The organism is Burkholderia ubonensis (genome assembly GCF_902833085.1).
GTDB lineage: Bacteria > Pseudomonadota > Gammaproteobacteria > Burkholderiales > Burkholderiaceae > Burkholderia > Burkholderia ubonensis.
On record NZ_CADFEB010000007.1, the window covers coordinates 101,867 to 121,037 of the forward strand.

General features: G+C 69.6%; 15 protein-coding genes. 7 read left to right on the plus strand and 8 right to left on the minus strand.

The genetic code is table 11. The annotated features are described in order from the left end of the window. Positions 1-212 precede the first annotated feature (212 nt). Positions 213-857 carry a YiaD family glycine zipper/OmpA-like lipoprotein gene (locus HWX31_RS20295; protein WP_059537049.1) on the minus strand — a complete coding sequence of 215 codons (645 nt, stop codon included), beginning with the start codon at positions 855-857 and terminating at the stop codon, positions 213-215. Between the two features lie 354 nt (positions 858-1,211). Here HWX31_RS20295 and apbC point away from each other — a divergent pair, with 354 nt between their 5' ends. The 5 genes from apbC to HWX31_RS20320 all read left to right on the plus strand — a co-directional run bounded on the left by apbC (position 1,212) and on the right by HWX31_RS20320 (position 6,846). Further along, positions 1,212-2,303 carry an iron-sulfur cluster carrier protein ApbC gene (gene apbC / locus HWX31_RS20300; protein WP_174962197.1) on the plus strand — a complete coding sequence of 364 codons (1,092 nt, stop codon included), beginning with the start codon at positions 1,212-1,214 and terminating at the stop codon, positions 2,301-2,303. A gap of 132 nt (positions 2,304-2,435) precedes the next feature. Continuing rightward, positions 2,436-2,972 (plus strand): superoxide dismutase family protein, encoded by a 537-nt coding sequence (locus HWX31_RS20305; protein WP_059612727.1) that lies wholly within the window; start codon positions 2,436-2,438, stop codon positions 2,970-2,972. 115 nt (positions 2,973-3,087) lie between these two features. Beyond that, entirely contained in the window at positions 3,088-3,657 is a 570-nt protein-coding gene (gene dcd / locus HWX31_RS20310; protein WP_096471512.1) for a dCTP deaminase, read from the plus strand. A gap of 88 nt (positions 3,658-3,745) precedes the next feature. Further along, complete coding sequence (locus tag HWX31_RS20315) at positions 3,746-6,025, plus strand: arginine/lysine/ornithine decarboxylase (protein ID WP_059537053.1); 2,280 nt, start codon at positions 3,746-3,748, stop codon at positions 6,023-6,025. A 26-nt stretch (positions 6,026-6,051) separates the two neighbouring features. Beyond that, positions 6,052-6,846 (plus strand): lysozyme inhibitor LprI family protein, encoded by a 795-nt coding sequence (locus HWX31_RS20320; protein ID WP_174962232.1) that lies wholly within the window; start codon positions 6,052-6,054, stop codon positions 6,844-6,846. Between the two features lie 75 nt (positions 6,847-6,921). Here the strand turns inward: HWX31_RS20320 and HWX31_RS20325 are convergent, their stop codons facing one another. The 5 genes from HWX31_RS20325 to HWX31_RS20345 all read right to left on the minus strand — a co-directional run bounded on the left by HWX31_RS20325 (position 6,922) and on the right by HWX31_RS20345 (position 12,860). Further along, positions 6,922-7,602, minus strand: coding sequence for an HAD family hydrolase (locus HWX31_RS20325; RefSeq protein WP_059612725.1), 681 nt, complete (start codon positions 7,600-7,602; stop codon positions 6,922-6,924). Positions 7,603-7,706: 104 nt separating this feature from the next. Continuing rightward, on the minus strand, positions 7,707-9,116 hold the full coding sequence (gene argH, locus HWX31_RS20330) for an argininosuccinate lyase (protein WP_059714530.1): 1,410 nt from the start codon (positions 9,114-9,116) through the stop codon (positions 7,707-7,709). A gap of 86 nt (positions 9,117-9,202) precedes the next feature. Next, positions 9,203-11,581 (minus strand): fimbria/pilus outer membrane usher protein, encoded by a 2,379-nt coding sequence (locus HWX31_RS20335; RefSeq protein WP_174962195.1) that lies wholly within the window; start codon positions 11,579-11,581, stop codon positions 9,203-9,205. A gap of 28 nt (positions 11,582-11,609) precedes the next feature. After that, entirely contained in the window at positions 11,610-12,320 is a 711-nt protein-coding gene (locus tag HWX31_RS20340) for a fimbrial biogenesis chaperone (RefSeq protein WP_174962193.1), read from the minus strand. Positions 12,321-12,326: 6 nt separating this feature from the next. Next, positions 12,327-12,860 (minus strand): Csu type fimbrial protein, encoded by a 534-nt coding sequence (locus HWX31_RS20345; RefSeq protein ID WP_059633321.1) that lies wholly within the window; start codon positions 12,858-12,860, stop codon positions 12,327-12,329. 298 nt (positions 12,861-13,158) lie between these two features. Here HWX31_RS20345 and HWX31_RS20350 point away from each other — a divergent pair, with 298 nt between their 5' ends. Beyond that, on the plus strand, positions 13,159-14,154 hold the full coding sequence (locus tag HWX31_RS20350; protein ID WP_059656240.1) for a Csu type fimbrial protein: 996 nt from the start codon (positions 13,159-13,161) through the stop codon (positions 14,152-14,154). A 7-nt stretch (positions 14,155-14,161) separates the two neighbouring features. Here HWX31_RS20350 and HWX31_RS20355 read toward each other — a convergent pair whose 3' ends face one another. Continuing rightward, positions 14,162-14,971, minus strand: coding sequence for a helix-turn-helix transcriptional regulator (locus tag HWX31_RS20355; RefSeq protein WP_174962192.1), 810 nt, complete (start codon positions 14,969-14,971; stop codon positions 14,162-14,164). A gap of 181 nt (positions 14,972-15,152) precedes the next feature. Here HWX31_RS20355 and HWX31_RS20360 point away from each other — a divergent pair, with 181 nt between their 5' ends. Beyond that, the gene (locus HWX31_RS20360; RefSeq protein WP_059948261.1) at positions 15,153-15,905 is read left to right on the plus strand and encodes a class I SAM-dependent methyltransferase; all 753 of its coding nucleotides are present in this window, start codon (positions 15,153-15,155) and stop codon (positions 15,903-15,905) included. A 91-nt stretch (positions 15,906-15,996) separates the two neighbouring features. On the opposite strand, the gene ppc is transcribed toward HWX31_RS20360, so the two are convergent. Further along, a complete protein-coding gene (gene ppc / locus HWX31_RS20365) occupies positions 15,997-19,023 on the minus strand; it encodes a phosphoenolpyruvate carboxylase (RefSeq protein ID WP_174962190.1) in 3,027 nt (1,008 codons plus the stop codon). Between the last annotated feature and the right edge of the window lie 148 nt (positions 19,024-19,171).

A 19,171-nucleotide genomic window follows, 5' to 3' on the forward strand; every position in this document is an offset into this window, starting at 1 on the left:
GCAAAAAAAACCGGGGCGGATACGGCCCCGGAGCAACAACGACAAGAGGAGAATGGTGACGCGCCGGCAACACCAGCCACGTACCGTAAAGAAAGACCGCGGAACGCGACAGAAGTTCGAAATTTTTTTCGATTTGTTACTTGCCCCGCCGGAAGCCTTGTCCGGCGGGGCAGTGCGGGCGGCGCGAGCCGCGCATTCCCCCGCCTGCGCGCTTACTGCTGGGCAGCGCGCAGGTAGATCTCGACGCGGCGGTTCTGCGCGCGGCCGGCTTCGGTCGCATTGTCGGCGATCGGGTTCGACGCGCCCATGCCTTGCGCCGACAGGCGGCCGCCGGCGACGCCGCGCTGCGTCAGCGCGTTGACGACGCTCTGCGCGCGGTTCTGCGACAGCGTCTGGTTCAGCCCTGCCGAGCCGGTGCTGTCGGTGTAGCCGACGACCGACGCGGTGACCTGCGGGTTCTGGTTCAGCGTCGTCGCGAGGTCGTTCAGCAGCGGCGTGAACGCCGGCGTGATCGCGTACTGGTTCGTCGCGAACGTCACCGAGCTCGGCACGTTCAGCTTCAGCGAGCCGTCCGGCTGCTCGGTCACCTGCGTGCCGGTCTGGGCCGCCGACGGCGCGAGCTTGTTCTTGATCGCCTGCCAGTTGTAACCCGTCACGCCGCCGACCAGCGCGCCGACGCCTGCACCGATCGCCGCGCCCTTGCCGCCGCCCGCCAGCGCGCCGATGCCGGCGCCCAGCGCGGCGCCCGCGCCCGTGCCGACGGCCGTGTTGGTGCCTTGCGGCGACGTCGCGCAGCCGGCGAGAACCGCACCGGCCAATACGAAGACGGACAGGCGAGTCGCGATTTTCATGTTCATGTTGGATTCCTCTCTTGATTGAACGAGTCGACAACGACAACAACAACAGGTACGGCTTCCCGGGCAGGCCCGCCCGGAAAAAGAGGGGCGATCCTGCACGCGCGGCGGTCGCCGCGGCGACCGCATGCCCTGCCCGGCAGCGTGGCTGTTCGGGCAGCGCGACGCGTCAGCCTCTACAATATAGGCGGTACGGGGTCGATTTGGCCCCATGGCCGCGCCGCACGCGAAGATTGCGCCGGCCCGCGCGTTCGCGCAATGGCATGCAACAGATTCTTTCACTTTTCCCGATTTTCGCCGCGTTATTTGATAATTCTTGACGTTTGGGTGCGAAAAGAACGTTTTCACGGAGTTTCGATGAGCATTGACCGGGCACTCGTCGACGCCGCGCTCGCGGCTGTCGTTGATCTCAACACCGGCCGCCCGTATGCGGCCAGCAAAGGCGTGCGCAACGTCGCGATCGACGGCGACGTCGTGAGCGTCGACGTCGTGCTCGGCTATCCGGCGAAGAGCCTTCATGACGATGTGCGCGCGCGCGTGAGCGCTGCGCTCGAGGCCGTGCCGGGCGTGCGCGATGCGCGCGTCGCCGTCTCGCAGGACATCGTCGCGCATACCGTGCAGCGCGGCGTCAAACTATTGCCGAACGTGAAGAACATCGTCGCGGTCGCGTCCGGCAAGGGCGGCGTCGGCAAGAGCACGACGGCCGTCAACCTCGCGCTCGCGCTGGCCGCGGAAGGCGCGTCGGTCGGCATCCTCGACGCCGACATCTACGGCCCGTCGCTGCCGACGATGCTCGGCATCCACGGCCAGCGGCCCGAGTCGCCGGACAACCAGTCGATGAACCCGCTCGTCGGCCACGGGCTGCAGGCCAACTCGATCGGCTTCCTGATCGAGGAGGACAACCCGATGGTGTGGCGCGGCCCGATGGCGACGTCGGCGCTGGAGCAACTGCTGCGCCAGACCAACTGGCGCGAGCTCGACTACCTGATCGTCGACATGCCGCCGGGCACCGGCGACATCCAGCTGACGCTCGCGCAGCGCGTGCCGGTGACGGGCGCGGTGATCGTCACGACCCCGCAGGACATCGCGCTGCTCGACGCGAAGAAGGGCCTCAAGATGTTCGAGAAGGTCGGCATCCCGATCCTCGGCATCGTCGAGAACATGAGCATCCATGTGTGCTCGAACTGCGGCCACGAGGAGCACATCTTCGGCGCCGGCGGCGCGCAGCGGTTGTCGCAGGACTACGGCGTGAACGTGCTCGGCAGCCTGCCGCTCGACATCGCGATCCGCGAGCAGGCCGACAGCGGCGCGCCGACGGTCGCGGCGGATCCGGACGGCAAGCTCGCGCAGCGTTATCGGGAAATCGCGCGCGGCGTCGCGCTCGCGATTGCCGAGCGCGCACGCGACATGACGTCGAAGTTTCCGAGCATCGTTGTTCAAAATACGTAAAACCCTTGCGGGGCGGGGCCGGACGCTGTTTACGCCGCCGCGAGGCGCGGTATCATGGCGACTTTTCCAGGGTCCCTTTACCCGCCCGGTGGGCGCCACGCCACAAGCGGCGTCCGCCGGCATGAGGAACGCATGAACGATCGACATCACGGCGCGCGCGCCGGCAGCGTGCGGCACGCGCTGCTGGCCGCCGCCGCGCTGGGCCTCTTGGCCGGCTGTACTTCCTTTTCATCGACGCACGAAAAGCGCGCCGACGCGCAACTGCAACCGACGGTCGGGTCGCAGGCGCGCGGCATGGTGACGCTCGTCGAGCGCCCCGACGGCGTGCAGGTCACCTACAACCTGGTGGGCCTGCCGCCGAACAGCGACCACGCGCTGCAGGTGCACGAGCGCGGCGACTGCAATGCGGGCGACGGCTCGAGCGCCGGCCAGGTGTTCGCGCCGGCCGCCGACCGGCTGCGCGCGGGCGCCCGCGTCGCCGGCGACCTCGGCAATATCCACGCGGACGCGAACGGCGTCGCGGCGGGTTTCATCGTCGCGCCCGACCTGGCTCTCGACGGCGTGCGCTCGGCGTTCGGCCGCTCGGCGCTCGTGCATCGCGACCCGAGCGATCCGGCGTTCCCGCAGCACGGCGCGGGGCCCGCGCTCGCGTGCGGCGTGATCCGCTGATGACAAGGGCCGCATGCGCGCCGTCGCGATCGCGTAAAATGTGCGCCTTTCCCGGCCGCCGCCCTGGGCGGACGGCCCTCCCTGACAGTCACGCAGCGTTTTCTGGCGCCCATTTATGAGCATCAAGTCCGACAAGTGGATCCGGCGCATGGCCGAAGAGCACAAGATGATCGAGCCGTTCGTGCCCGATCAGGTCCGTGCGTCCGCGGACGGCCGCAGGATCGTCAGCTACGGCACGTCGAGTTACGGCTACGACATCCGCTGCGCCGACGAATTCAAGATCTTCACGAACATCAACTCGACGATCGTCGATCCGAAGAACTTCGACGAGGGTTCGTTTGTCGATTTCAAGGGCGACGTGTGCATCATCCCGCCGAACTCGTTCGCGCTGGCCCGCACCGTCGAATATTTCCGCATTCCGCGCACCGTGCTGACGGTCTGCCTCGGCAAGTCGACCTACGCGCGCTGCGGGATCATCGTCAACGTGACGCCGTTCGAGCCCGAATGGGAAGGCTACGTCACGCTGGAATTCTCGAACACCACGCCGTTGCCCGCGAAGATCTACGCGAACGAAGGCGTCGCCCAGGTGCTCTTCTTCGAGAGCGACGAGGTGTGCGACGTGTCGTACGCGGATCGCGGCGGCAAGTATCAAGGGCAACGGGGTGTCACGCTGCCGAAAACCTGATCTGGTTGCATATCAGCCATACACCGACCGGTTATCAGGTGACCGCTGCGCGTGACGCGCCGCGGTCGTTCTTTTTGGAGATTCGCCCATGAAGTTTCGTTTCCCCGTCGTGATCATCGACGAAGATTTCCGCTCCGAGAACATCTCGGGCTCCGGCATCCGGGCACTGGCCGAAGCGATCGAGAAGGAGGGCGTCGAAGTCCTCGGCCTCACGAGCTACGGCGATCTGACGTCGTTCGCGCAGCAGTCGAGCCGCGCGTCGTGCTTCATCCTGTCGATCGACGACGACGAACTCATGCTCGGCGAGACGGGCCCGGACGGCGAGCTGCCCGAACTGGCCACCGCGATCATCGAGCTGCGCGCGTTCGTCAGCGAAGTGCGCCGCCGCAACGCGGACATCCCGATCTTCCTGTACGGCGAGACGCGCACGTCGCGCCACCTGCCGAACGACATCCTGCGCGAGCTGCACGGCTTCATCCACATGTTCGAGGACACGCCGGAGTTCGTCGCGCGCCACATCATCCGCGAGGCGAAGGTGTATCTCGACTCGCTCGCGCCGCCGTTCTTCAAGGAGCTCGTCAAGTACGCGGACGAAGGCTCGTACTCGTGGCACTGCCCGGGCCACTCGGGCGGCGTCGCGTTCCTGAAGAACCCGCTCGGCCAGATGTTCCACCAGTTCTTCGGCGAGAACATGCTGCGCGCGGACGTCTGCAACGCGGTCGACGAACTCGGCCAGCTGCTCGACCACACGGGCCCGGTGGCCGCGTCCGAGCGCAACGCGGCGCGCATCTTCAGCGCCGACCACCTGTTCTTCGTGACCAACGGCACGTCGACGTCGAACAAGATCGTCTGGCACGCGACGGTCGCGCCCGGCGACATCGTGCTGGTCGACCGCAACTGCCACAAGTCGATCCTGCACGCGATCACGATGACGGGCGCGATTCCGGTGTTCCTCACGCCGACGCGCAACCACTTCGGCATCATCGGCCCGATCCCGCGCGACGAGTTCAAGCCGGAGAACATCCGCAAGAAGATCGAGGCGAACCCGTTCGCGCGCGAGGCGATGCGCCAGAATCCGGACATGAAGCCGCGCATCCTGACGATCACGCAGAGCACGTACGACGGCGTCGTCTACAACGTCGAGATGATCAAGGACCTGCTCGGCGACCTGCTCGACACGCTGCACTTCGACGAAGCGTGGCTGCCGCATGCGACGTTCCACGACTTCTATCGCGACATGCACGCGATCGGCGACGGCCGGCCGCGCACCGGCGCGCTCGTGTTCGCGACGCACTCGACCCACAAGCTGCTCGCGGGCATCTCGCAGGCGTCGCAGATCGTCGTGCAGGATTCGGAGAACCGCACGTTCGACAAGCACCGCTTCAACGAGGCGTACCTGATGCACACGTCGACGAGCCCGCAGTACGCGATCATCGCGTCGTGCGACGTTGCGGCCGCGATGATGGAGCCGCCGGGCGGCACCGCGCTCGTCGAGGAATCGATCGCCGAGGCGATCGACTTCCGCCGCGCGATGCGCAAGGTCGACGCCGAGTACGGCGACGACTGGTTCTTCAGCGTGTGGGGGCCGGAAGACCTCGCGCAGGAAGGCATCGGCTCGCGGGAAGACTGGATGCTGAAGCCGAACGACCGCTGGCACGGCTTCGGCCCGCTCGCGGAAGGCTTCAACATGCTCGACCCGATCAAGGCGACGATCATCACGCCGGGGCTCGACGTGGACGGCGAATTCGGCGAGACCGGCATCCCGGCCGCGATCGTCACGAAGTACCTCGCCGAGCACGGGATCATCGTCGAGAAGACGGGCCTGTACTCGTTCTTCATCATGTTCACGATCGGCATCACGAAGGGCCGCTGGAACTCGATGGTGACCGAGCTGCAGCAGTTCAAGGACGACTACGACAACAACCAGCCGCTGTGGCGCGTGCTGCCGGAATTCGTCGCGCAGCATCCGCGCTACGAGCGCGTCGGCCTGCGCGACCTGTGCACGCAGATCCACGACGTCTACCGCGCGAACGACATCGCGCGCCTGACGACCGAGATGTACCTGTCGGACATGGAGCCGGCGATGAAGCCGTCGGACGCGTTCGCGAAGCTCGCGCACCGCAAGATCGACCGCGTGCCGCTCGACGAGCTCGAAGGCCGCGTGACGAGCATCCTGCTGACGCCGTACCCGCCGGGCATTCCGCTGCTGATTCCGGGCGAGCGCTTCAACAAGACGATCGTCAACTACCTGCGGTTCGCGCGCGACTTCAACGAGCGCTTCCCGGGCTTCCACACCGACATCCACGGCCTCGTCGCGGAAGAGGTGAACGGGCGCGTCGAGTACTTCGTCGACTGCGTGCGCGACTGACGATGGCACGGAATCGAATCGGGACGATGCGCGCGGCCGCGGCCGCGCTCGTCGCCTGGGCGGCCTGGTCGGCGGGGTTGGGGGGGGCGCACGCGGAAGTCGCGGCGGCCGATCCGATCGACGTCGCGATGCGGCAGTGCCTCGCGCAGCGCGACCGCTCGTCGACGGCCGGGCAGATCCAGTGCATGGGCGAAGCGCAGCAGCAGTGGCAGACGGTGATGGACGCCGCGTACAAGCGCCTGCTGAACGACGCGCCCGCCGACGCGAAGCGCGGCTGGCAGGAGAGCCAGCGGCGCTGGCTGATGTGGCGCAAGGACGAGGCGCACCTGCTGACGGCCGTGTACGACACGACGCGCGGCACGATGTACACGATGGCGAGCGCCGACATGCAGCTGCAGCCGGTGCGCGAGCGCGCGCTCGCGCTGCGGGCGGCGGCCGATCGTTATGCGGCGCCGGCCGGCGGGCCGGGCCAGGTGGCGGCGAAGGCGGCGGACAACGGCGCGGCGAACGCGGCGAATGCAGATGCGAGCGGCCCGGCGAACGCGCCCAGGAACGACGCGCGCGATCCGTTGCGCCGCATCCGGCCGTGCGAGCAGGACGCCGCGTGCGAGCACGCGCTGTTCGACCTGAACCGCTATTACCAGAAGCTGCGGCGCAAGATGCCCGCGCATTCGGCCGCGACGCTCGTGCATGCGCAGCGCGCGTGGGTCACGTACCGCGACGCGACCGCGCCGCTCGTCGGCGAGGACGGGCGCATCGACATCATCGGCGCGCGCATCGCGACGATGAAGCGCCTGTCGGAGACGGCCGGCAACAATTGACGGCCAGGCGACGCATCGTGGCAAGGAAAGACGGGCACCGGGAGGTGCCCGTTTTCATTTGGGGAGGTGGGTTGCCTACGCGCGCTGCGCGTCGTGCAGCCCGAACCACGCCGGCACGAGGGCGAGCGCGTCGTCGAGCGACGCGAGCACGTGCAGGCTCAGCGTGACGATCTCCGGCGTGGGCGCCTTCAGGTCGGGCACGGTGACGACCGACGCGCCCGAGCCGGCCGCGGCCTGCGCGCCGAAATCGCTGTCCTCGAACGCGATGCACGCGTGGGCCGGCACGCCGAGCCGTTCGGCGGCGAGCCGGTAGACGGCCGGGTCGGGCTTGCCGCGCGCGACTTCGTCGCCGCCCGCGAGCGCGTGGAAGAACGGCAGCGCGCCGACCGCGTCGAGCCGCGCGCGGATCACGTCGCGCGCGGACGACGACGCGACCGCGCACGGGATGCCGGCCTGCGCGAGTGCGTTCAGCAGCGCGTGCGCGCCGGGCTTCAGCGGGAATTTCGGATGGGGTTCGGGCGCCGCGAGCTGTTCGCGCACGCGCATGCGGACCGCGTCGAACGTGCCGGTGTCGCCGATGATGCCCGCGAGAATCGTCTGGCCTTCCGCGAACGAGCGGCCGACGATCTGCAGGTAGTCGGCGACGGACAGCCCGACGCCGTGCGCGCGGGCGACGTCGATCCACGTGTTCATGATCGTCCGCTCGGAATCGATGAGCAGGCCGTCCATGTCGAAGATCGCGGCGGAAAACGTCATTGCTGAGGTCCGGAAGTCGGGGGAGAAGGCGGGCGACGCACGCAACGTGAGCGGCCCGCGCCAACAAGAAACGGACGCCGCGGGGCGTCCGTTCGCGGCGACGCTTACTTGCCGAGCGCCGCGCGCGCGGCCTTCACGGCGGCGCGCACCTGGTCCGGCGCGGTGCCGCCCGGGTGGTTGCGGCTCGCGACCGAGCCTTCGAGCGTCAGGTAGCCGAACACGTCGTCGCCGATCAGGTGCGCGACGTTCGGCAGCTCCTGCTTCATCTCGTCGAGCGTCAGGTCGGCGAGGTCGATGCCGCGATCGTCGCAGATCCGCACCGCGTGCGCGACCGCCTCGTGCGCGTCGCGGAACGGCAGCCCGCGCTTCACGAGGTAGTCGGCGAGGTCGGTCGCGGTCGAGAAGCCCTGCAGCGCGGCCGCGCGCATCGCGTCGGGCTTCACGGTGATGCCCGCGACCATCTCGGCGAAGATCCGCAGCGTGTCGGCGACCGTGTCGACCGTGTCGAACAGCGGTTCCTTGTCTTCCTGGTTGTCCTTGTTGTACGCGAGCGGCTGGCCCTTCATCAGCGTGAGGAGCGCCATCAGGTGGCCGTTCACGCGGCCGGTCTTGCCGCGCGCGAGCTCGGGCACGTCCGGGTTCTTCTTCTGCGGCATGATCGAGCTGCCGGTGCAGAAGCGGTCGGCGATGTCGATGAAGCCGACGCGCGGGCTCATCCACAGCACGAGCTCTTCCGAGAAGCGCGACACGTGCGTCATCACGAGCGCGGCCGCGGCCGTGAATTCGATCGCGAAGTCGCGATCCGACACCGCGTCGAGCGAGTTCGCGCAGATGCCGTCGAAGCCGAGCGTCTTCGCGACCGCGTGACGGTCGATCGGGTAGCTCGTGCCCGCGAGCGCGGCCGCGCCGAGCGGCAGGCGGTTCACGCGGGTGCGGCAGTCGCGCATGCGCTCGGCGTCGCGCGAGAACATTTCGACGTACGCGAGCAGGTGGTGGCCGAACGTGACCGGCTGCGCGACCTGCAGGTGCGTGAAGCCGGGCATGATCGTGTCGGCGTTTTGTTCCGCGAGGTCGATCAGCGCGCCGCGCAGGTCGCCCAGCAGGCCGCCGATGCGGTCGATCTCGCCGCGCAGCCACAGGCGGATGTCGGTCGCGACCTGGTCGTTGCGCGAGCGGCCCGTGTGCAGGCGCTTGCCGGCGTCGCCGATCAGCGCGGTCAGGCGCGCCTCGATGTTCAGGTGGACGTCCTCGAGGTCGAGCTGCCATTCGAATTCGCCTCGCTCGATCTCGCCCTGGATCTGCGCCATCCCGCGTTCGATCGCGGCCAGGTCGTCGGCGCTGATGATCTTCTGCGCGGCGAGCATCTTCGCGTGCGCGAGCGAGCCGGCGATGTCGACGAGCGCGAGGCGCTTGTCGAAAAACACCGACGACGTGTAGCGCTTGACCAGCTCGGACATCGGTTCCGAGAAGCGGGCCGACCAGGCCTCGCCCTTTTTGTGCAGTTGGGACGTCATGGCGAATCTTCGAAGGGTGTTGGGCGGCGTGCGCCGCGAGGGAATCGGAGGATTTTAGCATTCGCCGCCGTGCGACCGGGCGGGCGTCAGCGCAGCGCGCAGGTCAGCGGGCCGATGCGCGGCAGCGTGCCGTCGTCCGGGCGCTGGTACGCGAATTCGACGCTGCAGCGGCGTCCGTCGCCGGCAATCTCCAGATGATTGTCGGCGACGAGGCCGTCGACGAACGTGAGGCCGTCGTAGCCGACGATCGTGCGCTGCCCGCTCTCGACGTGGACGACTTCGAGGCCGGGCGGCAGCGGCGCGCCGTCGGGCATGCGCAGCGCGATCGTCGCGGCGCGGTAGCGCGTGACCGGAAACCGCGCGAACACGCCGGAGCGGGCCTGCGGCACGAGGTCGAGCGTCGTGTCCGTAATGCGCGCATCGGCCGGCAGCGTCGTGCCGTCGATCGCGACGCGGTTGTTCTGGTACGCGTTGAGGTCGGGCACGAGCAGGTAGCCGGCGCGGTCGGTCTCGCCGATCGGCCGGTTCTGGTGCAGCACCGGCACGCGCCCGGCGTCCGTCGATACGAGCGCGAAGCCGTCGTCGATGCGGCGCGACGCCATCAGGTGGCCGTTCATCAGCACGAGCGCGCCGGCGACGTCGACCGCCGCATTGCGCTCGCCGGCGAACGACTGCGCGAGCAGCGTGACTTCGCCCGCGCGGCCGAGGTATTGAAGCTGTCCTTGCCCGTAGCGCATCCCGCCGTTCCCGCCGGCCTGCACGTTCCAGCCGAAGCCGCCGTCGTAGTCGGGCGCGCGCGACGCGTTGACCGCGTAGGTCGACTTGCCGTTCTGCCGGCCGGCGCTCGCGGAGATCGACGTGTTGTCGCCGAGGCCGATGCTCAGGCTGATGAAGAAGCCGCGCGCGCTGCGTTGCCGGAAGTCCTGGAACGCGCTGATGGTCATCGACGCGAGCATCCCGAAGTTGACCGACCAGGCGGCCGAACCGATTCGCGATGCGCGGGCGCCCGGATACTTGAGGCCGAGATAGCTGAACGACAGCGTCTGCGCGTGGAGGAACGGCAACGACACCGTCACGCGGTCGCTCGCGGTCGCGACCGGCGTGCCCTCGCGGGAGCCGAGGTCGCCGTAGCCGCCGAACGCGCGCAGCGTCTGCGCGTCGATCGAGAAGCGCGGCGTCACGTACTGGTAGCCTGCGCCCGCCTGCGCGCCGCCGAAGCGTCCCGCGCTGACGGCCAGCGACGCATTCGCGACACCCGCGTCGCCGATGCGCGCGAGCGCGCCCGCGCCGGCGTTGTAGACGCCGCTCGTTGCTTCGGCGTGCGCTTCGACGGTCAGCCGCTCGTTGATCCCGTAGCGCAGCGACCCGCTCGCGGCCGGCGTGCGCGCATAGTCGAACGTGTCGATGCCGTACGCGCGGCGCAGGAAGCCCGCTTCCGCCGAATAGCTCGCGAGGCCGGGCGCGAGCAGGCGCGTGTCGACGTACAGCGGGATCGACGTGGTGATCGTGCGGCCGAGCGCATCGCGCGTGATCACGGTCGCGTTGCCGGCGCCGGTGATGCCCGGCACGCTGTTGATCACGAACGGGCCGCCCGGGACGTTGCCGCTGAACTGGCGCACGTTGTTCACGTACAGGTCGACCGCCGACGGCACGACCGCGCTGCCGGACAGCGCCGGCACCGGGAAGGTCACGAGATCGGGGCGCAGCCCGAAATTGCTGCGCCACTGCAGGCCGCCGAGGCGCAGCGAGCGGGTCCACGACAGCGACGACGAGATGGTGTCGCCGATCTGCATCGTCGTGAGCGTGCGCGGGTCGGACGTCGTCCACGACGTGTCGTAGCGCAGATAGCGCTGCCGGTCGCGATAGAGATAGGCGACGCCGGTGCTGCTGAACACGCCGGCCGGATCGAAGTAGCGCGCTTCGCTCCAGATCGAGAACGGCGCGTGCGCGACGGTCTGCGCGTACGCATCGTAGTTCAGCACGATGCCGCGCCCGGACGTGGCCGGCGGCGTGGCGGCGAGCGCGCGCGTGTCGAACGTGTGCGGAATGCGCAGCGCGTCGGGCACCCGCAGGTCGATCGTCTGGCGGCCGGCGTCGTAGTCGTAGCGCACGCCTTCGAGCGTGTCGAGCGCGACCAGTGCGTTCGACGGTGCGTTCGACGGCGCGTGCGCGCGGTCGCCGGCCGCGATGCCGAGGTCGTTCAGGTCGGCCGACGCCGCGAACAGGTGTCCGTCGACCAGCTGGAAGCGCGCGATCCGGTGCGTCGGTTCGCCGTTGATCGACACGTCGAGGTACAGCGCGCCGGGCTCGGGAGCCGCTGCAAGCGGCGGTGCGGCAGCCGGTTGCGCGCACGCGCCGGTCGCGCGCAGCACGAGCGCGACCAGTGCCGATGCTGCGGCGACAACGCGCGCGCGTCGCCCGGAGGGCGTCGGTCGATCGGCGGGTCGCGTCGTCGGCACGCGCAAGGTGAAGGGAGGGAGGCCGGCGCCCGGTTCAGGGCGGCGTCAGCCGCGCCTCGACCGGTTGCGCGTTGACGGTCGCCCGGACCTTCACGAACGGCGGCTTGCGCGCATCGAGCCGGAGCGGCCAACGGCGCACGCTGCCGGCCAGCGCGTAGCCGAGCAGTCCGCGCGCGACTTCCTGCGCATTGCCTTGCGCATCGACGAGCCGCACCGCGGAGATCTGCGCACGCCGGCCGCCGAGGTTCGAGACCGACAGCAGCCAGCCCCGCGGGTCGGATTCGACGCGCCAGTCGAGCCGCGGCGGCGCAGGCGTTCTGTCGGGCTCGACGAACACGGGGACCGAGTAGCGCAGGCGCAGCGTGATGCCGTTCGCTACCGGCGTGCCGGGCGCGGGCAGCTCGTCGATCAGCACGCGATAGCTTTCCTCGGCGGCCGGCGTTGCGGGCGTCGTGCGTACGAGGCGGATCAGTTGCTCGGCGTTCGCGCCGATCTGCAGCAGCGGCGGCGACGCGGCGAGCGAATCGGTCGGCGTCAGCACGTCCTCGCCGTTTTCCTGGGTCCAGCGGAACGTGCGGACCTGGCCATAGATCGCCTGCGCGCCCGAATTGGTGAGCGTGACGCCTGCTGCGGCCACGGAGGGCGGCAGTTCGAGCGTCACCGGCGAAATCTGCAGCGTCGCCGCCGACTCGGTTGCCGCTGACGCGGCGCACAGGGCGGCGAGGAGACGGGCGCGAATCGCCACGGCGCGTCAGAAATAGACGGTCGCGGTCACGGTGGCCTGATAGGTGTCCGGCTTCGGTGTGGTCTGGGTCGGCACCTGGCCGTACACGTTCACCGTCTGGGCGGACCCGTTGCCGGTGCCGCCGACGGTGTCGGTGCCCTGCGTGTTCCCCCAGACGGTCGTGTGGCCGGCGTCCTGGTAGAGCTGGAAGCCGACCGTCGTGCTCGTATTGCCGCTCGCCGTGCCGGCCATCAGCCGCGCGGAGACCGTCGAGCCGGTGACACCGCCCGCGTCGAGACCGAGGTTGTACGGCGTCGAGTCCGTGCAGGTGACGGACAGCGTGGTCTGCTGATTGACCGCCGAACCCACCACGCCGCTGGTGCCGAATGCGAGCGGGTTCGCGGAAACCGTGCAGTTCGCCTGGATCGTCAGCGTGACGTTGAATTGCGCGGTGGCGGTGCCGTTCGAGTAGACCGCGGCGGCGGCGGGGCGCCACGCGGGCGTGAATGCGACGGCTGCCGCGAGGGCGGCCGAAAGTCCGAGGCGTGTAGTGGTGTTCATCTTGGTTTCCTCCGGCCGTTCAGGAAATCGCCCGGCTCGCGTGGCCTGGTCCGCGCAATGCGCCGCCGTTTCGATAAAACCGCACATCCGTCTGACAAGATTAGACTACTCTACGCATTTGATTGTGTGAAATGGAAGAAAATACGCAGATGATTGCATTTGCCGGGATTGTTTCGGAATCTGAATTGATCTGAGTCGAGGGTCGGGCGCGCGGCATGTCGGCCGCTTGTCGCCGACAGCCGGCGATCGTGCCGGCGGCGGGCGCCGTCGAGCCGGATGCGTTTCCATGAGGAGAACCATGACGGACGAGCGGATCGGGCGGGTGCATCGGCGCCTGCGCTGGATGGCGTGCTGGCTGCTGGCTGCGGTGCTCGGTGCGCCGTGGCTGTCCGCGCGCGCGGACAGCTGTTCGGTGAGCGCACCGACGACGAGCTTCGGCTCGGTCAGCCCGATCACCCAGCTCGCGTACACGACGACGAGCACGGTGAGCGTGACGTGCACGTGGGATGTGGCAAGCCTCAATACGACCGCGCTCGTCTGCCTGAACCTCACCGGGACCCCGCGCGCGCTGACCAACGGGGCGAACCAGATGCAGTACGACCTGTACCAGGATGCTGGCTATACGCAGTCCTGGGGCGCGGTCGCCAGCGGCACGACGCCGATGTCGGTCACGCTGACGAGGCCGGGGGTCGGCACGACCGCGAACGCGAACCTGACCGTCTACGGCCGCATCGCGCCGAGCCAGCCGACGGTGCCGAGCGTCAACAACAGCAGCACGGTCTACTCGCAGACGTTCGCCGGGAACCAGGCGTCGTACAGCTACAACTTCGCGCTGCTCGGCATCCAGCTGACGCCATGCACGTCGCAAGCATCGGCCGGCACGTTCTCGTATGCGGCGAACGCGACCGTCGTGAACAACTGCCTCATCAGCGCGACGAATGTTGCATTTCCGGCAGCGGGCGTGCTCGCGTCGCCGCTGACGGCGACCGGCTCGATCAGCGCGCAGTGCACGAACGGCGATGCGTACCAGATCGCGCTGAACGCCGGCGGCAGCGGCAACGTTGCCGCGCGCACGATGCAGCGCTCGGGCGGCGGGGGCGCGGTCGGCTATCAGCTCTACCAGGACGCCGGCCATTCGACGCCGTGGGGCGACGGCACCGGCGGCACGTCGATGGCGACGGGCACCGGCAGCGGGCTCGCGCAATCGGTCACGATCTACGGGCGCGTGCCCGCGCAGACCACGCCCGCGCCGGGCAGTTACAGCGACACGATCACCGCGACGATCAGCTTCTGATGCGCGGTCACTCGCGTACCAGCACGACGAGCTTCAGGTCCTCGCGATGCGCGGGCTTCAGCGTGATCTGCTGGTAGACGAGCCGCCCGTCGGCCGGGTGGTCGAATTCGCGCTCGCCGCCTTCGCGCTCGAACACGTCCTGCGACGCCCAGTACTGCGCGAACGCGTCGCTGCCGGCCGTCAGCGCGTCGATCAGCGCGCGCGTCGGCGCATCGTTCAGGTGGCGGATCGAGTCGGCGCGGAATTCGGCGGCGAGCCGGCGCGCACGGGTCTCCCAGTCGACGATCAGCGTGCGCGCGGCCGGCGACATGAACACGAAGCGCAGCAGGTTGCGGTCGTGGCCGCCGTCGAGCCAGCCGGTGAACAGCGCGGCGGCGGGCGGGTTCCACGCGAGCGCGTTCCATTGGCGGTCGAGCACGTACGCGGGCGTCGCGATCGCGGCGACGGTCGCGGCGAGCGTCGGCGGCAGGTCGCCGGCGGCGACGTCCGGCTCGGCCGGGTCGCGCTGCGCGGCCAGTTCGAACAGGTACGCGCGCTCGGCCCGCGACAGCTGCAGCGCGACCGCGATCCGCGCGAGCGCGTCGGCCGACGCGGACACCGGGCGGCCCTGTTCGATCCACGTGTACCAGGTCGGGCTCACGCCGCACAGCTGCGCGACTTCCTCGCGCCGCAGCCCCGGCGTGCGGCGGCGCGGGCCGGGCGGCAGGCCGACCGCCTGCGGCGACAGGCGCTCGCGGTGCGCGCGGATGAAGTCGCCGAGCGCGCGGGCGGGCGTCGCGTCGAGCGGCGGGGTGGGGGCGGCGGGCGGAAGGTTCATGCGAAATCGTCAGGCGGGTGGATCGAATACCAGAATAACTGCTTAACTTGTACTGGTACATGGGCGGGCCTATTGTAGCGGCTCACGCGTCTGCCCGCATCGGCGCGGACGGTTCCCCCCAAGCTTTGCATGGGGCCGGAGTAAGCGCTGAAGCGCCAACTCCGGCCAACAGGAGAGTGCGATGAAACACCACGACCAGGTTGCCGACGCGTTCGGCTCGACTGCCGCCGCCTATCTGACGAGCACGGTCCACGCGACCGGCGCCGACCTGCAGGCGCTCGCCGACGCGGTGCGCGCGACGCCGGGCGCGACGGTGCTCGACCTGGGCTGCGGCGCGGGCCACGCGAGCTTCGCGGTCGCGCCGCACGCGCGCGAAGTGGTCGCGTACGACCTGGCGCCGCAGATGCTCGCGACCGTCGACGCGGCGGCGCGCGAGCGCGGCTTCGCGAACATCCGCACCTGCCACGGGCCGGCCGAGCGGCTGCCGTTCGACGCGGCGACGTTCGACTGGGTCGTGAGCCGGATGAGCGCACATCACTGGCACGACGTGCCCGCCGCGCTCGCCGAGGCGCGCCGGGTGCTGAAGCCGGGCGGCCGCGTACTGATGATCGACATCGCCGGCCCCGACCATCCGCTGCTCGATACCTATCTGCAGGCGCTGGAAGTGCTGCGCGACGCGTCGCACGTGCGCAACTACCGGGCCGACGAATGGCTCGCGATGTTCCGCGGCGCGGGCTTCGACGCGCAGGTGGCGAGCCGCTGGCGCCTGCCGATCGAGTTCGATTCGTGGGTCGCGCGGATGCGCACGCCGGCCGGCAGCGTGACCGGAATCCGCGCGCTGTGGGCGCACGCGCCGGACGAGGTGCGCAGCCATTACGCGGTGCAGCCGGACGGCTCGTTCGAGCACGATGCGCTGCTGATCGACGCGCGCTGAAACGAAACGGCCGCGACGCCCGGCAAGGCGCGTCGCGGCCGCAGTGCGTGCTGCGCGGCGCGTGCGTCGCACGCGCTCGCGCTGGCGCGGATCAGCCCGTGTTGCGCAGGCCGGCCGCGATCCCGTTGATGGTCAGGTGAATCCCGCGCCGCAGCCGCGCGTTGGTGTCGCCCGCGCGGTGCCGCTTGATCAGCTCGACCTGCAGGTGGTTGAGCGGATCGAGATACGGGAAGCGGTTCTTGATCGAACGCGCGAGCAGCGGGTTCGTCGCGAGCCGCGTGTCCTGGCCGGTGATCTCGACCAGCGCCTGCGACGTGCGCTCCCACTCGGCGACGATCCGCTCGAACACGTGCTTGCGCAGCTTCTTGTCGGCGACGAGCTGCGCGTAGCGCGACGCGACCGCGAGATCGGTCTTCGCGAGCACCATGTCCATGTTCGACAGCAGGTTCGAGAAGAACGGCCAGGTCTTGTTCATCTTCTTCAGCAGCGCGAGGCGCTTGCCGCGCTCGGCCGCGTCCTTCGTGCCGTCGAGGTACGCGGCGACCGCGCTGCCGAAGCCGTACCAGCCGGTCAGCAGCAGCCGGCACTGGCCCCACGAGAAGCCCCACGGGATCGCGCGCAGGTCCTCGATGCGGCGGTGCTTCGGGTCCTGCAGCTTGCGCGACGCGGGACGGCTGCCGATGTTCAGCTCGGCGATCTCGGTGATCGGCGTCGACGAGAAGAAGTAGTCGGTGAAGCCGGGCGTCTCGTAGACGAGCGCGCGGTACGCGGCCATCGCGGTGTCGGACAGCGTCTGCATCGCCGTCTCGAACGCGGGCAGCTGCGCGGGCGCGTTCGACTGCGGCAGCAGCGACGCCTCGAGCGTCGCGGCGACGACCGTCTCCAGGTTGCGGCGGCCGATTTCCGGGTTCGCGAACTTGCTGGCGATCACCTCGCCCTGCTCGGTCAGGCGGATCTGGCCGTTCACGGTGCCGGGCGGCTGCGACAGGATCGCCTGGTAGGTCGGGCCGCCGCCGCGGCCGACCGTGCCGCCGCGGCCGTGGAACAGGCGCAGCGTGATGCCGCGCTCGTGGAACAGGTCGACGAGCGCGAGCTCCGCGCGGTACAGCTCCCAGTTCGACGTGAGGAAGCCGCCGTCCTTGTTGCTGTCCGAGTAGCCGAGCATCACTTCCTGCTCGCCGCCCTGGTGCGCGACCAGCGCGTCGACGCCCGGCAGCGCGAAGTACTCGCGCATGATCCGCGACGCGTCGCGCAGGTCGGGGATCGTCTCGAACAGCGGGATCACCATCAGGCCGTTCTTCGCGCCGCCGTGCTTCGCACCGAATGCGCCGTCGAGCAGGCCGGTTTCCTTCTGCAGCAGCAGCACCTCGACGAGATCGCTGACCGTCTCGGTATGCGAAATGATGTAGTTGCGCACCGCGCGCGGGCCGAACTGCGCGCGCACCGCGCGTGCCTTCTCGAACACGCCGAGCTCGCTTTGCGCGAGCGCCGAGTATTCGAAGTACGGCGAGCGCAGCGGGCGGGGATCGGCGAGCGCGGCGAGCAGCGCGGTCAGCTTGTCTTCCTCGGCGAGCGACGCGTAGTCGGCCACGACGCCTGCGCGCGCGAACAGCTCGGCGACGACCGCCTCGTGGATGTCGGAGCTCTGCCGCAGGTCGATGCTCGCGAGGTGGAAGCCGAACACCTCGGCCGCGCGCGCGAGCGGCGCGAGGCGCGGCGCGGCGAGCGACGCGCCGTGATGCTCGTCGAGCGATTCCATCAGCACCTTCAGGTCGCGCACGAATTCCTCGGAATCGGCGTACGGCGTCGCGCGCACGGGCGCGGCGCCCCGCCCGGCGCTGCGCACCGGCACCGTGCCTTCGCCGAGGCGCACGCGCGCGCTTGCCGCGAGCCGCGTGTAGATGCCGATCAGCGCCCGGCGGTACGGCTCGTCGACGCGGTGCGGCGACTGGTCCGGCGATGCGGCCGCGAGCGCCTTCACCGCGTCGTTCGCGCCGACCAGCAGGTTCGACACCGACAGCTCGGCGCCGAGCTTGTGCACTTGTTCGAGGTAGTGCTCGAGGATCACCGCGGACTGGCGGTGGATCGCCTCGTCGAGCGTCGTGGCGGTCACGTTCGGGTTGCCGTCGCGGTCGCCGCCGATCCAGCTGCCCATCTGGAAGAACGCCGGCACGCGGGCGGGCAGGCCGTGCTCGGCGAGCGCGGCCTCGATGTCGCCGTACAGCGCGGGCAGCTCGTCGAGGAACGTCGCACGGTAGTACGACAGCGCGTTCTCGATCTCGTCGCCGACGGTCAGGCGCGCGTCGCGCAGCATCCGCGTCTGCCACAGCGCGGTCACGCGCGCGCGCAGCATCGCCTCGTTGTACTGGCGTTCGCGCGCGGTCAGCTCCTGGTCGCGCTCGGCGAGCAGCCTCGCGATGTCGTGCTGCGCGTCGAGGATGCTCTTGCGCTGCACCTCGGTCGGGTGCGCGGTGAGCACGGGCACGATCAGCGCGTCGTCGAAGAAGCGCTGCAGCACGCCCTTCGAAGCGCCGCCCGCCTGCTTCAGCTGGTCGAGCGCGAACGCGACGGTGCCCGGCTGCGGCGCGGAGCCGGCGAGCGCGTGGATGCGGCGGCGGCGGTTGTGGTGGCGGTCCTCGGCGATGTTCGCGAGGTGCGAGAAATAGCTGAACGCGCGCACGACGCTCACCGTCTGCTCGGGCGTCAGCTTGCGCAGCTTCTTCTCGAGCGTCTGCGCGGCTTCGCGGTCGTCCTCGCGGCGGAATTTCACCGCGGTCTGGCGGATCGTCTCGACGACGTCGAACACCGCGTCGCCTTCCTGCTCGCGCACGACGTCGCCGAGCAGGCGGCCGAGGAAGCGGATGTCCTCGAACAGCGGGCGGTCCTTGTCCTCGCGGGTGCGGGCGCCCGGCTTCGCCGCGACGGCGGCCTCGCCGTTCGCGGCGGCGGCCTTGGCCGCGCGTTTCGTCTGTCGTATCGGGTCTTTCGGTTTCGTTGCCGGCTGGGTTGCCGATTTCGCACGACCGTTTGCGGCGGCGGCGATGGAGCCCGTCTGGGCGTCGGAGGAGGGCAAGGCAGCATTGCGGCGCGCCGCGCGCGCCGATCCGGAAGACTTCACGATGGGTTTCCTTGGGAAAGCTCGAGTGAAAAGGGACTGCGATCCAGCGACTGCGACTTCTGCGGCACTTCCGCGCATCCGCGCCGCGGCCCGCACCAGGCGGCGCCGGGGCCGGCTCCGCGCCCGGGCGGGCGCGGGCGTGCGTGCT